Raw genomic sequence first — 14,960 nt, 5'->3', positions numbered from 1 at the left:
CTAAAATGGCAATGGTACAAGGTAAGTCATTAAAATACCGCGTTTGGGCAACACACATCGCTATGTGGGCTTTCCTATCGCTGATTATTTTCCCACTACTGATGATTATCGCTATCTCATTCCGTGAAGGTAACTTCGCGACAGGTAGCCTAATCCCAGAGAACCCATCGCTAGAACACTGGAAACTGGCACTAGGCTTCTCGGTAACGAACGCAGACGGCTCAGTAACACCACCTCCGTTCCCAGTACTCACTTGGTTGTGGAACTCAATTAAAGTTGCGGGCATTTCATCCATCTTGATTGTATGTCTATCAACAACGTCTGCCTACGCATTTGCTCGTATGCGCTTTAAAGGTAAGTCAACCATCCTGAAAGCGATGATGATTTTCCAGATGTTCCCAGCGGTACTAGCATTGGTTGCGATTTACGCATTGTTCGACAAACTCGGTCAGTACATTCCGTTCCTAGGCTTGAACACGCACGGCGGTCTGATTTTCTCCTACTTGGGTGGTATTGCACTTCACGTATGGACAATCAAAGGCTACTTCGAAACGATTGATGGCTCTCTAGAAGAAGCAGCAGCGCTTGACGGTGCAACGCCATGGCAAGCATTCCGCCTCGTTCTTCTGCCATTGTCAGTGCCAATCCTAGCGGTTGTGTTTATTCTGTCGTTCATCATGGTGGTTGGTGAAGTACCGGTAGCATCACTACTACTTTCTGATGTAAACTCGTACACACTAGCGGTTGGTATGCAGCAGTACTTGTACCCTCAGAACTACCTATGGGGTGACTTCGCGGCAGCGGCGGTACTATCAGCATTACCTATCACAGTCGTATTCCTACTCGCACAGCGTTGGCTGGTTGGTGGTTTGACCGCCGGCGGTGTAAAAGGATAAAAACGATAAGGGTGACCGCAAGGTCACCCATTTTATTTGTATTGTTTAACACAATTTGGTTTGGCCGCCGACAAGTTGAACAAGCAACACTGGTGTTACGTATAGCTGGCTGTTATCAGGATTCCTTACTATCACGACTAACAGTTCTTGTAACCGACGCCCGAGCTTTCGCTCGGGCTTCTTCTTTTCCTCCCTGTCATCACTATCGCAATTAACTTAGACGTCGCTAACTTAGACGTCGTTAACTTAGCTGGGCGACTATTTGATGATGACGTTAAAGTATGTGTCCCCTTGTCGTCGATAGTAGTGCCCGTCCACTCGAGCATAAGTAAAATTGCCAATTTTGATGTAGGTAGTATGTTTGGGAATCTTTTTGTAGTGATAGTGCCGATGTTTAGGTTGCTTCTTAGGTGAAGGGTGGTATTTCTTCACAACGATGACTTCCTTGTGGTGGTGCTTCTTGTGTTTATGTTTGTGCTTATGGTGGCCTGGAGGATGCGCAAATGTACCAGTGCTGATTAAACCGGCCAGAACTGCAACCACGACACTGAATTTTATTTTGGACATAATCTGAGTCTCTATTTGTTGTTTTTGGTGCTAGCTAATGTAGAGGGAGTTCGAATTAGCGCTGTCAAAGATGGGTAAGTGAGCGTGTGGTCTTGGCAAGAAATTTAGTCGAAATGTCAGGTTGTTACCTTTTGTTACAGCGCCAGTTATCTGGAAAACGAATCGGTTTAATAACGAACTCATGTAGGAATAGCATAAGATACTGATATCTTTGCGCTAAACTTGAACAAACAAGCTTGAGTGACATAGGAAAGGTCATATTCCTATGTTATAAGGATGAGAATCAGAGCAACAATCGCGTTTGGAAAGGATGGCCAAATGACAAAAATTACCGAATCTAAAGCATTAATCTCTTCAGCCGTGGGTGCCGCGGTATTGTCGCTTTGGGGCGGCATAATGGCGTTGATTTCTGAATCCAGCGCCATCCTTCTCGATGCGTCTTTTAACCTCTTGTCGGCGGCGGTATCGTTCGCTTCGCTACGGATTGCGAAATTGACTCAAACAGGACGCTCTCGTCATTATCCAATAGGCTTTTTTGCTTTTGAGCCGCTGATTGTGGTGATTAAAGGTATTACCATACTTATTCTCATCGCCTTTGCAGTGGGCAGTAACATCCCTGTGATTCTCGCGGGTGGTCGAGAGCCTGCGCTAGGATTAATGGCGGTTTACGTGTTCCCTGCAGTCGCGCTGTGTGCCATTCTCTACTGGGTTTGCCACGTCGGGCATAAACAGTCCCACTCCGACATTCTAAAGGCGGAGAAAAATGCCTGGTTCATCAACGGTGTGATTTCTGGTGCGATTGGCGTGGCGTTAGTATTGGTGATAGCTATCCAAGAAACCTCATTCGGTTGGGTGGGGCGTTATATCGACCAGATCTTGGTGGTACTGTTCAGCCTAGCGTTTATCAGTGACCCAATAAAACTCATTAAAAACGGTATGCGTGAACTGACGATCGCGACGCCGCCTATCGAGCATACCAAGCCTATCTATCGCAGCTTGAAGGGGCTCGCTCAGGAATATGAAATTGAGATTGTCGATATCTTTATCGCCAAGCTTGGTCGTAAAACCTGGGTCTCTGTCTACGTCGATCCGAAGCGCGAATCGATGACATTCAAGAGTTATGAGCGATTTGTGGAAGATCTGAGAACGAAAGTGGACAAGCCCTATACAGTCACGGAAGTGGATGTCATTTTACAACGTTCACCCACATCAACCGGTGCGGCTAAACTAGCTCACGGCTAGAAGGCGCACAGCCTAGATACTGGAGCAAGACATACAGACTCTCTTGCTCCAGTGCCACACGCTGGAACAAGTCGGCAAATACCTCATCACCGCCAAAGCAGGTTTGGATGTAATGATTAATTTCATCCCGCTGGTACCCTTCAACGTACATGGTACGTATCCATTGATATTCCACCGATTTTAAATCAGTTAACGTGGATTGACTTAGGGTAATATCGCTCAGGGTCAAGTCGAGTTCCTCTCTCTCAGACTATGTTAACGCAGGGCGATTACATCAAAGTTTAATGAAAGAAAAATGACAGTTTGGTGACCTTACTTGGAATTGACATTACTGGTGAGAAGCTGAACAAGGGCTTCCACGCTCGATTTGCTTTCACCTTGTTTGGTGTAAATACCGATATTACCGACCTTCTCTTTATCCAGATAAGCGATGACGATGTCATGTTTCTCGAGCCAATCCCTTGCTTTGTGGCTGTAAGGCATGATGGCTTGTGTCATATGCAGCATATCCATACTGGCCATGACAGAATCCACATCGTAGGTGATGCGCTCATCAAACTGAGTATCATGAGGAAGGCCGTTTGCGAGCACGGATTGATGCCTTGGATGGTTTGGTGTCACCCTTAGAAGAGGGTAGCGATGTAAGGTGCTTGGCTCACTTATCCCTGTCGCTAGCGGGTGGTGCTTAGACACGTAGACGGCTTCGTAATCTTGAAACAGTGGTTGGAACACAACGCGGCACGAATCTGATAGGTCTAAAACCTCATGACCTATGAATAAATCTATATCACCTTGAACGAGATGGTGTAGTAGAGACAAGTTATTACCAAACTCAAGATGAAACGAACTCGCTGGATTTAGCGCTTGGTAATCCGCCACTGATTGGCGAACAAACCCCTCCCACCATACTTCTCCCGTCCCGATTTTTACTTTACCAAACTGGCGCTGCTGCATGTCGTTAAACTGGTGCTTGAGCGCAAAGTACTGTTCTTGTTGCTCCTGTGCAAACTTACGGAATTTATTGCCATACGGCGTCAATTCCACGCCCTTTGATAGACGATTAAACAATGGCGCCCCCATCTCTGCCTCAAGCTTTTTGATTGCAGAGGTGAGAGACGGTTGACTAATAAACAGCTCATCAGAGGCGCGTTTAATGTTGCCGTGTTTAGCTACTGCCAAGAAGTACTTAATGGATTTGTTTAGCGCCATACATTGCCTTTTGGTGTGTCGGTTTTTGATATATAAAAAATCTATACGATTATACGGAGAATCTATTTTTAATCACAGCGATAACTTCGTAAAGTGGGGGTAATTTAACGATAAGCTAGGACAGACTCATGGAACAAAAATGGTGGCACGATGCGGTGGTGTATCAGATTTACCCGCGCAGCTTTTGTGATTCGAATGGAGATGGCATTGGCGATTTAAATGGTATTCGCTCCAAGCTGGAATATTTACAAGAGCTAGGCGTGGATGTGATTTGGCTATCGCCCGTGTATCAGTCTCCTATGGATGATAACGGCTACGATATCTCGAACTATCAAGCTATCGCGCCAGAGTTTGGCACTATGCAAGATATGGAAGCGTTGATCGCCGAAGCAAAACAGCGTGGCATTCGTATCGTCATGGATTTGGTGGTTAACCATACTTCGGATGAACATTCTTGGTTTCAGCAGGCGTGTGAGTCAAAGGATTCACCTTATCGCGACTACTACGTTTGGCGTGATGCGAAACCGGATGGCAGCGCACCTAACGATCTTGATTCTATTTTTGGTGGCAGCGCTTGGCAGTGGCATGAGCCAACTCAGCAATATTATTTGCACCTATTTTCAAAAAAACAGCCTGATCTGAACTGGGAGAATCCGAAGGTACACGATGAAGTCCACCGTATGATGAACTGGTGGATAGACAAGGGTATTGGCGGGTTTAGGCTTGATGTTATTGACCTGATTGGTAAAGAGATCGACAAAGGCATCACGGGTAATGGCGAAAGATTGCATCCACTTCTGAAACAGATGAATCATGCGACCTTTGGCGGTAAAGATCTTTTGACTGTTGGTGAAACTTGGGGAGCGACGCCTGAAATCGCTAAGCTATATAGCGCGCCAGAACGTGATGAGCTGTCTATGGTGTTTCAGTTCGAACATATTACGCTGACTTGGAAAGACGGTGACAAATGGCAGCCAATCGCACTCGACTTACCTGAATTTAAGAAAGTACTCACCAAATGGCAGTTAGAGCTCGCTGATCAAGGTTGGAACTCTCTGTTTTGGAATAATCACGATCTGCCTCGCGCGGTGTCAAAGTATGGTGACGATGGTGTGTATCGTACCAAGTCAGCCAAAATGCTGGCCACGGTATTGCATGGACTAAAGGGCACGCCGTACATTTATCAGGGCGAAGAGATCGCGATGACGAATGTGAAGTTCGACTGCTTGGAACAATACAAAGACATAGAGTCGCTGAAACTTCTATAAAGTGAAAACAGAAGCGGGCGTGAGCATGAAGAGATGATGCACGCATTGGGTGAGAATGGTCGTGACAATGCCAGAACACCGATGCAATGGTCAGCCGCGCCGCAAGCGGGCTTCACGCAAGGCACTCCTTGGATTGAAGTGAACCCAAACTACACCGAGGTGAACGTTGAAGACGATCTGGCGAGTAGTGACTCTGTGTATCGTTACTATCAGTCACTCATTGCACTTCGCAAGCGCTATCGCGCTATTGTGCACGGCGATTTTACTCCTGTACTGGAACAGCACGACAAAGTCTTTGCCTATCTCAGAACAGAAGGGGAGATACGTTTAATGGTTGTCGCGAATTTCAGTGGCGACTCTTTAACTGTCGACTTGAGCGAGTTCACGCAAAGTTCAGCCGAGGTGCTGTTATCAAACTCTGGGCGAACGACGTTTGATTTTGCGGCTGTGGAGCTCGAGCCTTATGATGCTTATATGGTTGAGTTGGTTAAGGGGTAATGGTTTTAGGTAATTGGTTCTAGGTCCTAGGGGTCAACACTTGAAATTTTTACTTTAGCTTTTTCTAAAATAATGTTTGACAGCTTTGGTTGGGTTGGTTAAATTAGATTTAACTTAATTAGCTGGAGCTGTTGCTATGAATTCTACTGTTCAAACAAACACAACCTTAAACGATAATACTACTGGTGGCACCGAGTCCTCGGCTGCAAAGCAGTATTTGATTGATGTGCGTTCGCCACAAGAGTTTGCTTCAGGCCACATTGAGGGTTCTTTGAATGTGCCATTGCAAATGATTTTCGCGGTTGCCAATAGCGACATCCAGCCTCAAGACAACCTTGTTGTGTATTGTGCATCTGGTATGAGAGCGTCTCAGGCGGTTCAAGTGCTTGAATCTATGGGGTATCGAAATATCGTCAATGCCGGCACAGTTTCAGCGGCTAGCGACTATATTTCACGATAATCGTTTTTAATTCTCAGAAGAAGTCATAACAAAACGGGAGAATGCATCATGTTAAAAATCGACTATGTCAGCGATGTACTTTGTGTGTGGGCGTGGGCAGCGGAGGCTCGAAATGATGCCTTGCTGGCTAACTTTGAAGGCCAAATTGAACTATCACCCAAGTTCATTAACTTGTTTGGTGACACGCAAACTCGTATCGGCAAAGGGTGGAGTGACAAAGGCGGTTTTGATGGATTCGCAAAGCACACCGAAGAGGTGGCCGCTAAATTCCCTGAGCTGACGCTTAACTCAGCTGTATGGCACAGCATTAGACCAACCAGTTCTATGCCTGCACATCTTCACTTAAAAGCCGCAGAGCTTGCTGGTAGCAGCCAAGGTGACGTGTTGCGTCTCGCTAAGTCGTTAAGACAGGCTTTCTTTGAGCAAGGGAGAGACATCAGCAATGTTGAAGTGATTGCGGATGTCCTTGCCTCTCAGGGAATAAACCCTGAAGCGCTTCAGTCGTACCTCATGGATGGTTCTGCCTACGCGGCACTCTGGAGTGACCAACTGCTTCGTGAGGCTCAACAAATCAAAGGCAGTCCAACCTATATTATTGACGGCGGCCGACAAACCTTATTTGGCAACGTCGGTTATCGAGTCATAGAAGCGAATGTGAAAGAGCTTCTAAAACCACAAACGGGCGAAGGCGCAAGTTGGTGTTAACTTAAATTTGCTACTGGGTGAGAATCAAAAAGGCGACCACATGATAAGAGGTCGCCTCTTTGACAATTATCACCTTGTGATTCTAATAAGGACGATCTTGCTCCATTTCTCGCTCTTGTACAGGCTCAAATTCATGTAGGTAGGGATCATAAGCGCAGTCGCCAATTTCATTTCTTGGGCAAACATGTACGTGGTTTCTCTCTACCATTGGCGTTTGGCACATTGGGCAAATTCTGTCCATCGTTATCTCCTTGTTTCGCCTTTATCTCGTTTGTTTTCATCACTTTGTCACCACCCATCATGTATTACCTTCCAACAAGCATGATCGTGTGGCGTCGTACGTGCTCGAACAACAGAGGAACTGCGAGCATAGGTAAAGGGTATAGATAGCGACAGTGAGAAATTCAATCGGCTGTTTAAGATCTTGGGTGAGAATGTGATGAAGAAGAGGATCTGTTGTGGGGCGATTCAAAGTGTTACATTGCGATTTTAAGAGGTGGTCACGGGCTTACAAGAAACAACAAAACTTCGGTTGATTTACTCGCCAAGTGCGCTTTTGGCGCGCTTGGCGAGCGGAGTTAGTGTTAACGCGACAACTGCTTCTCCGCAGTAGCAAGTGCCTCAGAAACAGTCTGGCGTCCTAGTAGTGTGTTTTCGATGGCAGCACCTTCAGACATCCAAAAGGTCATCATTTTAGGAATCGCTGGCATGATTTCGCCGTTTTCTGCGTTAATCATGGTTGAGCGAATGCGCTGATCGGACTCTAGAGTTTGCTGGAACGATTTCAGAGTCACGGCACCAAGCGGCTTGTCGTTGTTGATAGTGGTGAGCGCTTCATCGGTAAACAAATAGTTTTCGATAAACTCTACCGCCAAATCTTCATTTGGGCTTGCCGAGCTAATACCGGCACTCAAAATGCCAACGAATGGGTTCGATTTTTCACCATCTAACGTAGGGAAGGTGGCAACGCCGTAGTTGATGCCCGCTTTGTCTAGGTTGCCCCATGACCAAGGACCGTTGATCGTCATCGCCACTTCGCCTTTGGCAAAGGAGGACTCGGCATTCGCATAATCCATTCCCGGATTGACAATGCCTTCTTTTTTCATGTTCAGCAAGAACGCTAGGTTGTCCTGAGCGCGTTGATTGTTGATCCCGGTGTCGTTGGCATCGTGACCTTGTGGCGTTTTCGCGAATGAATAAGTACCGGCAGAGACAATTGGCCAAGTAAAGTAGGCGTTCTTCACATCCCACATGATGGTGTCTTTACCTTGTGCTTTCATCTTAGCGTGAATAGCGGGTAGCTCTTCCCATGATTTAGGGGGTTCTGGCAGTAAGTCTTTATTGTAAATCAGTGAAATAGCTTCAATAGCAAGAGGGTAGCCAATGAGCTTGCCTTTGTAGTTCACCGCATCCCAACTAAAGTCGACCAGTTTATCTTGAAATGCTTTACTCGGTTTCACTTCTCGCAGCAGACCAGACTCAGCGTAGCCACCAAAGCGGTCGTGTGCCCAGAAAATGATGTCTGGGCCATCGCCAGTGGCTGCGACCTGCTGAAAGCGTGCTTCTAATGACTCGGGAAACTGAACACTGACTTTAATACCAGTATCGGCTTCAAACTGTCGGCCGACTTCTGCAAGCCCTTCGTAACCTTTATCACTGTTGATCCAAATAAGCAGTTCACCCTCTGTGACTGCCATTGCTGGAGCTGCCGTTAACGTTGCTAGTGCCAAAGCGGTTAAGGATGTTTTTAGTGTTTTCATTGTGACTATCCTGTCCATTTGCATTGGGATAAGAATAATCGGATGCAATGAGGCGTAAAAATAGCCTTTTTGTTAGTTGATATAGATTTTTGCTATTTCACTTGCGCGAGGTGTGATCTGAATGAGTAAAAAAAGCCCCAGCTTTTACGCTGAGGCCTGATAGTAGTGGGCTTCGATGAAGTAGGGCGGTTAATGCTCTGTAGCTACGAGTTGAAAAATATGTGAAGCCAGTGGATTGAGGGCAATATCAACTAGGCCTGAGCCATTCGAGACATTAAGCTCTGCGGTGACTTTTGGATCTAGTCTGCATGTTAGTGAGTAGGTGCCGTCGATTAACCCTAAAGCATTGATCACGTCCACGGGCACGGAAATCGCTTCACTGCTGGCTTGGTGTGCATCAAAGTTAACTAAGACTAACGCAGCATCACCTTTGTTCTCACGCCAGTATCCATAAAGCTTGTGGCGAAGCTCGCCATGGCGCTCATCACGCTGAATATCCAGTGACAGTCGAGAGCCAGACATCGCAGGGCTATGCTGCACAAAGCGCATTAAGCTATGGTAAAAACGGCGCAGATTCAGTTCTTGTTCGGTGGATTGGCCGCCATCGAATGCGCCATTGTTCATCCAGCGCTGATGGCTCGGAACACCGATATAGTCGAAAATGGAGGTTCGGGTTGGCTGCCCAAAGCCCGCGTTTTCTTCGCCAGCTTCACCCAGCTCTTGGCCAAAGTAAAGCATGGTTGGTGCGTTACTGACAGTGGCAGATACGACCATGGCAGGCAAAGCCGCTTCGGCGCTTCCAGCAAATTCAGCGCAAGGGATCCGCTGCTCGTCATGGTTATCGAGAAAGTGCAGCATGTGAGGTTCGATGTCGCTATGCTCGGTTTGGATACGAGAGATGGACTCTGTGCTATCTCGGCCTTGAACAATCGCTTTGAGCGTATCGTAGAGATCAACTTTGTCGTAGAGTGCATCCATTTTGCCAAGCTGAATATAATCTCGATAAAGGTGAGGTTGATACACTTCAGCTACTAAGAATGCATCAGGGTTACGGAGTTTTACCGATGAGTTGAGAAAGCTCCAAAACTCCACCGGCACCATCTCTGCCATGTCATAGCGAAAGCCGTCGACGCCTTGATCCAGCCAATACATGGCAATGTCACGAAACTTGCGCCATGAGCTTGGTACATCTTTGTCATTCCAAAATTTCGCGTGGTCAGCAAAGTCCTTATGTCGATAACATTCGGGTAGTTCCGGAAAGTCTTTGCTGCCATCGGTCTTACGCCGTAATTGACTTTAACCGTCTCGTACCAGTCGTCGGCGCTCGGTTTGGCGCTTCTCGCACCATTGCCAGTCCATTTGGCTGGGTACTCATGATAAGGGTGCTTGAGTAGTGGGTGATCCTCGCCACCCAGCGGTGCGAGATGCTCAGGTACATCGGGCAGTTCAAACGCTTGCTCGGGAATGTAGTAGAAGTTATTTTCCCGCGAGTACTCGAGGCTGGTATCGTCTTCTGCACCAAAATCGGTGACGCCTTCAGGGTTGTTGAGCCCTTGATATTGGCGAGCCACGTGGTTGGGCACGATATCAATCACCACTTTTAAGCCCGCTTTATGCGTGCGTTCAATGAGCTGCTTAAACTCTTGATTTCTTTGGGCTGGATTGTCCGCTAAATCTGGATTCACCGAGTAATAGTCCTTCACCGCATAAGGTGACCCTGCGCGTCCTTTAACAACAGCAGGGTGATCATTGCGAATGCCATACTCACTGTAATCGCGAATGACCGCATGGTGCGGTACGCCGGTATACCAGACATGAGTCATGCCGAGGTCTCGAATCGATGCTAGGGCGGCCTCGTTGATATCGCTAAACTTGCCGACACCATTTTGCTCTATGGTGCCCCAAGGCTGGTTGGTTGAATCGGTATTGCCAAATAGGCGGGTGAAAATTTGGTACAGATGAATCTTTTGCTCAGGTTTAGAAATGGAAGAGTTGGGCATAAAATCTCACCAAGCTGATGTTGTAGGAGTTCTGTTTTGGATATAGAAAAAATCTATCACGTCAATCTAGTGTAGTTGAAGGGAAAAGATGAAAACTCCTCCTTTTGGAAGATGATTTAGGGCGTAGATGAGATCTAGATAACAAATGCAGACCGAGAATTCAGTCTGCATGAATTTTAGGGCTTGATGAACAAGTAAGGAGAGGACATTACTTGAGATATTTGACGTGCGCTTCCATCTCTTCGCCAATCTGCTTGCGCATGTTCATCAGCTTGATTGCCGACTCACGAAGCTTAATATCGTCTTCTGTTTGCGGTACCCACTCTGGTACCTCGGTTGGTTTGCCATTTTCATCCACCGCCACCATGATCACGATGCAGTGTGTCGTAAGACGATTTTGCAGCTCTTTAGGGTCGCTGGCTTGTACGTCGATGGCAATGTGCATAGAGCTTCTGCCGGTGTATATCACTTTGGCACTCACTTCTACTAAATTACCAACGTGGATTGGTTCCACAAAGCGAATGCCACCAGCGTAAGCTGTGATGCAATACTTGCCACTCCATGCCGCGCTGCAAGCGTACGCTGCCAAGTCAATCCATTTCATTACTGCGCCGCCATGCACTTTGCCGCCAAAGTTAACATCGCCTGGCTCCGCAAGAAAACGCAAGGTGGTCTCTCTTCTGCCACTACTCATTATTTTTATTCCTTTATCTGAGCTGCTAAGTGACTTGATTATGACAAACTTGTTAACAACACGCTATGAGTTTGAGTGTGCGAGTGTTTTGCCGTTCGCTACTGTTTATCGATAGTGAGTTTAGGTGCCACCGCTTCTTGCGCAGGCTGAAGCTTTTTGGTCTTAATTTGCGACAAGATAACGCCGGAAATGACCATGAGCCCGCCAATAAGGTGGAACTGGGTAATTGACTCACCAAGCAGTACTGCAGCGAGAGTAACAGCGATAACCGGCAACAAGTTCATGAACATGGCACTGCCATCTGCGCCAATCAAATCGATCGCTTTTACCCACAGCAGCGGAGCAACTAGTGAGCCGAGCAATCCCGCGTAGGCGATAAGCGGCAGGGCAGAGCTGCTTGGCAAGATTTGCTCGCTAGTCAGTAATAGTGGAAACAACATGATGACGGCAAAGATGCTTGGGTGTAAATCAGCATCCAGCTAGACAACTGCATCTTCCAGCGTTTTAGCAACACACAGTAAGTCGCATACACAATAGCCGCCAGTACCATCAAGCCATCGCCTTGGGAAATGTCTTGATGCAAAAAGAAACTGATGTCGCCTTGTCCAAGCATAAAGGCAAGGCCAGCTAGCGAAATCACACCGCCAACGATACTTAGCTTAGAGATACGTTTGCCAAGTAATGGCACGGAAATGAACACCGCGAGCAGGGGGACTAGTGAGGTGATCAGTGCCATGTTAGAGGCAGTTGTGGTTGCCGCTGCGTAGTAGCCCAACGACTGGTTAAGCACCATGCCAAGCAAGGCAAGAAACGCGAGTTTGGCGCTGTTTTTGCGGATCTCTGGCCAGTAACGCTTTACTTTTGGGAGGCAAAAAGGCGTCATTACCAAGATAGCAAGTGCCCAGCGATAGAAGCTCATCGCGCTCGGTTCAATGGCAGAGGCCGACATCTTGTTCACAATGGCGTTGCCGCCCCATATCAACACAGTAAAGAAGGGAAGAAGATAGACCACTGTGAACCTCATCGCGTTTTGTAAGTTGATACATAGTGTGACAGGTCGGTATAATTGCATGTATCTTTAAAACGACATTGCGCGCGATAGGAAGACAAGTTGAAAAAACACACTAGAAATTTGCATCCCTCTTTGTCTATCGACAAGATGCCCTCCAATGTTTTCATGAACTTCGATGCGTTTTTGTCGAACACCGAAACCCGCGTTCACTGCCACCCATGGGGACAAGTCCAGCTGATTAGCGGCGGTATATTGGAAATGGAAGCGCAAGATACACGTTTTCTAGCGCCGCCACATCTTGCTATTTGGGTTCCGGCGGGCGTGATGCATTGCAGCTACAACCGCAAGCCACTCGAATACTGCTCGCTTAATATTGCCCACGAGTTTACCGATGGGTTTCCAGATAAAACCAGCTTAATCAAAGTGACACCAATCGTATCCTCGATTATTGAGACTTTCGTCACCGTAACGTCAACGTGGCAGAATCTGAAAAAGATCAGCGTTTGATCCAAGTGCTTCTAGACCAACTGAGCGATCAGCAAGAACAGCACCACTTCCTACCTTCTAGTAATAACAAATATCTCGCCCCCATTCTGGCGGCCATTGAAGAGGAGCCAACTAACGACATTAGCCTTAAGGAGTGGGCATCAAAAGTTCATACAACCGAACGTACGCTTGCGCGTTACTGCCAAAGCGAACTTGGCATGAGTTTTACTGAGTGGCGCTTGCGAGTACGGTACTTGTTTTCAATGGATCTATTACGAAGTGGCCATTCAGTAAAAGAAGTGGCATTTACGCTCGGTTATAACCAAGCGAGTCCGTTTATCTCGATGTTCAAGAAATATTCTGGGCAAACGCCTGAGCAATATAAGAATAAGTTGTTGTAGAGAATCCTAACCTGAAACTCATATGTTGAACGGAATTTCTCTATAGCCTGGCATCTAGTTGTGAATATTATTGAGTACTAAATTAGGCATGGCTATGCTGTGAAATAAAAGTTGGAATTGCAATATTATGTGAGTTATCTCGTGATAAAGTAATAAGTCCTTCTTCCAAGCACCGTTAAACTCACAGAACTACAATCGTTATAGTTATGTGTTGAATAATCCGATGTCGTATACTGATCCGAGTGGGTACTTCTTTAAGTCATTGAAGAAGTTTGTTAAAAAGCATTGGAAGACAATTGTTCAAATTGGTATTACAGTAATGTCTGCTGTTGCTGGTTTAGGGTGGGCAATTGCAGGTGGTGCATTATCTGGTTACGTTGCAACTGGCACTCTAAAAGGAGCACTAGTTGGAGCATTTAGTGGGGCGCTTTTCTATGGTGCATGCGAGATAATAGCTAATAATGGAATATCCAACATATTTGGAAAAGGACTGATTCGAGGGATGGCAGGCGGAATAAGTAGCGTCTTTTCAGGAGGTAAATTCGGTCATGGCTTTGCAGCTGCAGGTGTTTCAAGTATGGCGGGGGAAAAATAGATGCTGCCTTCAAAGATACAGGTGCAAGAGTTGTTGCCGCTGCTGTTGTAGGTGGTACTGTTAGCCAAGTTACAGGTGGTAAGTTTGCAAATGGTGCAATAACCGCAGCATTCATGAAAGCTTATAATGATGCTAACCATCCAAAGTTTGAACACCCTGATGCGCCATTGGCTAAGTGGTTCAGAAGTATTGCTGATGGAGCGGCTCAACTTAGAAGTTCAATAGAAGGGGTAATGAGCGATATTGGTAACGGTATATCTAATACAATGAGTTCTTTAGCTGAAGATCCTGCTAGAACTGCTGCCAATACTGTCGTAATAGCAGGTGCGGGAACTTGTGCATTTACTGCTGGAGCCGGATGTGCATTAGCCGCCACTGCTGCAACAGTAGGAGCTAGCGATATGCTGGAGCAAACAACTGGGTATGATCCAGTACAGCGAGGCACCGAAAAAGCTTTCATGGGGGCTGGCATGGATGCAGAAACTGCGAGGCAAGCTGCGGCTATTGGCGTAAACGTTCCCGGAGCTTTAACTGGAGCTGGTGCTACAACTAATATGTTCAGAGCATTAAGTGTTAATCAAACGATTAGCGCCTCTAGCGCTGCAAACGCATACTTATCAGCTTATAGCGTTAATGCTGCACAACGGGAGGTTTCAGGAAATTGATTCGATTAATTACTATAGCTTTATTTGTTTGTTTTATTATCTCTTGTGGAGAAGGTAGGAAGTACTATCTTGCTACAGGGAAAGTGACCGACATATCTTGTGAAGATATTTGGAGGTCAAGTAACGTATTAAATATACAAGTAGAAAGTAAGAAGTTTGAATCTCCAATAAATTTTACTTCAAAATTGTGGAATGTTGATTGCTCTCAAGTTTCGAAGTTAATAAGGAAAGAGCAAGAAATTGAGTTTCAATATGAAAAGGCTGGAAGAAAGGGACCTGTATTGGTTTATTTAAAAGTAGAAAATGTTGTAGTTGTGGATAATAAATAACAGATCAGCAAGGAAACAGTGTAATTAACTTCTAGTTAAGTTGCCCCTTCAACTTGGGAGCAACCTAAGTCAAGCAAACGAAAGCTAGCGGGGACTTTGTTGCGTAATTCGATGGAACTAAATCAGGAAGTTACGATCTGATCGGCTAAGTCAGCTGACCTTCGTAGCCTTAT

14 protein-coding genes and 4 pseudogenes are annotated in these 14,960 nt (G+C 46.3%); 10 read left to right on the top strand and 8 right to left on the bottom strand.

What is annotated here, in order from left to right:
* Positions 1 to 5 precede the first annotated feature (5 nt).
* On the top strand, positions 6 to 896 hold the full coding sequence (malG, locus tag TZ48_RS14145; RefSeq protein ID WP_042469972.1) for a maltose ABC transporter permease MalG: 891 nt from the start codon (positions 6 to 8) through the stop codon (positions 894 to 896).
* A 258-nt stretch (positions 897 to 1,154) separates the two neighbouring features.
* Here the strand turns inward: malG and TZ48_RS14140 are convergent, their stop codons facing one another.
* A complete protein-coding gene (locus TZ48_RS14140) occupies positions 1,155 to 1,463 on the bottom strand; it encodes a VPA0510 family protein (RefSeq protein ID WP_112479631.1) in 309 nt (102 codons plus the stop codon).
* A gap of 318 nt (positions 1,464 to 1,781) precedes the next feature.
* On the opposite strand from TZ48_RS14140, the gene TZ48_RS14135 reads away from it, so the two are divergent.
* Complete coding sequence (locus tag TZ48_RS14135; RefSeq protein ID WP_162674594.1) at positions 1,782 to 2,705, top strand: cation efflux transmembrane domain-containing protein; 924 nt, start codon at positions 1,782 to 1,784, stop codon at positions 2,703 to 2,705.
* Here TZ48_RS14135 and TZ48_RS14130 read toward each other — a convergent pair.
* The gene (locus TZ48_RS14130; RefSeq protein ID WP_112479629.1) at positions 2,686 to 2,934 is read right to left on the bottom strand and encodes a hypothetical protein; all 249 of its coding nucleotides are present in this window, start codon (positions 2,932 to 2,934) and stop codon (positions 2,686 to 2,688) included. The two genes, TZ48_RS14135 and TZ48_RS14130, sit on opposite strands and share 20 nt — an antisense overlap.
* Before the next feature lie 83 nt (positions 2,935 to 3,017).
* On the bottom strand, positions 3,018 to 3,914 hold the full coding sequence (locus TZ48_RS14125) for a LysR family transcriptional regulator (RefSeq protein ID WP_112479628.1): 897 nt from the start codon (positions 3,912 to 3,914) through the stop codon (positions 3,018 to 3,020).
* A gap of 128 nt (positions 3,915 to 4,042) precedes the next feature.
* Between TZ48_RS14125 and TZ48_RS14120 the strand changes: the two are divergent.
* The 4 genes and pseudogenes from TZ48_RS14120 to TZ48_RS14110 all read left to right on the top strand — a co-directional run.
* Positions 4,043 to 5,380, top strand: a pseudogene (locus TZ48_RS14120) (alpha-glucosidase); the annotation flags it as partial.
* A 132-nt stretch (positions 5,381 to 5,512) separates the two neighbouring features.
* Entirely contained in the window at positions 5,513 to 5,680 is a 168-nt protein-coding gene (locus tag TZ48_RS26620; protein WP_476723318.1) for a hypothetical protein, read from the top strand.
* 136 nt (positions 5,681 to 5,816) lie between these two features.
* Entirely contained in the window at positions 5,817 to 6,140 is a 324-nt protein-coding gene (locus TZ48_RS14115) for a rhodanese-like domain-containing protein (RefSeq protein ID WP_112479627.1), read from the top strand.
* 48 nt (positions 6,141 to 6,188) lie between these two features.
* A complete protein-coding gene (locus TZ48_RS14110; protein ID WP_112479626.1) occupies positions 6,189 to 6,845 on the top strand; it encodes a DsbA family oxidoreductase in 657 nt (218 codons plus the stop codon).
* 82 nt (positions 6,846 to 6,927) lie between these two features.
* Here the strand turns inward: TZ48_RS14110 and TZ48_RS24425 are convergent, their stop codons facing one another.
* From TZ48_RS24425 to TZ48_RS14090, 5 genes and pseudogenes are all read right to left on the bottom strand, one after another.
* On the bottom strand, positions 6,928 to 7,086 hold the full coding sequence (locus TZ48_RS24425) for a hypothetical protein (RefSeq protein ID WP_162674593.1): 159 nt from the start codon (positions 7,084 to 7,086) through the stop codon (positions 6,928 to 6,930).
* Positions 7,087 to 7,429: 343 nt separating this feature from the next.
* Positions 7,430 to 8,605 carry a maltose/maltodextrin ABC transporter substrate-binding protein MalE gene (malE, locus tag TZ48_RS14105; protein ID WP_112479625.1) on the bottom strand — a complete coding sequence of 392 codons (1,176 nt, stop codon included), beginning with the start codon at positions 8,603 to 8,605 and terminating at the stop codon, positions 7,430 to 7,432.
* A 189-nt stretch (positions 8,606 to 8,794) separates the two neighbouring features.
* Positions 8,795 to 10,605, bottom strand: a pseudogene (locus TZ48_RS14100) (alpha-amylase family protein).
* A gap of 208 nt (positions 10,606 to 10,813) precedes the next feature.
* On the bottom strand, positions 10,814 to 11,299 hold the full coding sequence (locus TZ48_RS14095) for an acyl-CoA thioesterase (protein WP_042497217.1): 486 nt from the start codon (positions 11,297 to 11,299) through the stop codon (positions 10,814 to 10,816).
* Between the two features lie 98 nt (positions 11,300 to 11,397).
* A pseudogene (locus TZ48_RS14090) lies at positions 11,398 to 12,311 on the bottom strand (DMT family transporter).
* A 99-nt stretch (positions 12,312 to 12,410) separates the two neighbouring features.
* On the opposite strand from TZ48_RS14090, the pseudogene TZ48_RS14085 reads away from it, so the two are divergent.
* The 4 genes and pseudogenes from TZ48_RS14085 (at position 12,411) to TZ48_RS14070 (ending at position 14,787) form a co-directional block, all read left to right on the top strand.
* A pseudogene (locus TZ48_RS14085) lies at positions 12,411 to 13,198 on the top strand (AraC family transcriptional regulator).
* 223 nt (positions 13,199 to 13,421) lie between these two features.
* Positions 13,422 to 13,793: a hypothetical protein gene (locus TZ48_RS14080; RefSeq protein WP_112479624.1), complete on the top strand. Its 372-nt coding sequence runs from the start codon at positions 13,422 to 13,424 to the stop codon at positions 13,791 to 13,793.
* Positions 13,794 to 13,906: 113 nt separating this feature from the next.
* A complete protein-coding gene (locus TZ48_RS14075) occupies positions 13,907 to 14,458 on the top strand; it encodes a hypothetical protein (protein ID WP_112479623.1) in 552 nt (183 codons plus the stop codon).
* Complete coding sequence (locus TZ48_RS14070) at positions 14,455 to 14,787, top strand: hypothetical protein (protein WP_112479622.1); 333 nt, start codon at positions 14,455 to 14,457, stop codon at positions 14,785 to 14,787. Before TZ48_RS14075 ends, TZ48_RS14070 begins: the two co-directional genes overlap by 4 nt.
* The last annotated feature ends 173 nt before the right edge of the window (positions 14,788 to 14,960 follow it).

Source organism: Vibrio variabilis, from assembly GCF_003263785.1.
GTDB classification, from domain to species: domain Bacteria; phylum Pseudomonadota; class Gammaproteobacteria; order Enterobacterales; family Vibrionaceae; genus Vibrio; species Vibrio variabilis.
This window is presented reverse-complemented; position numbering and strand designations above follow the sequence as displayed.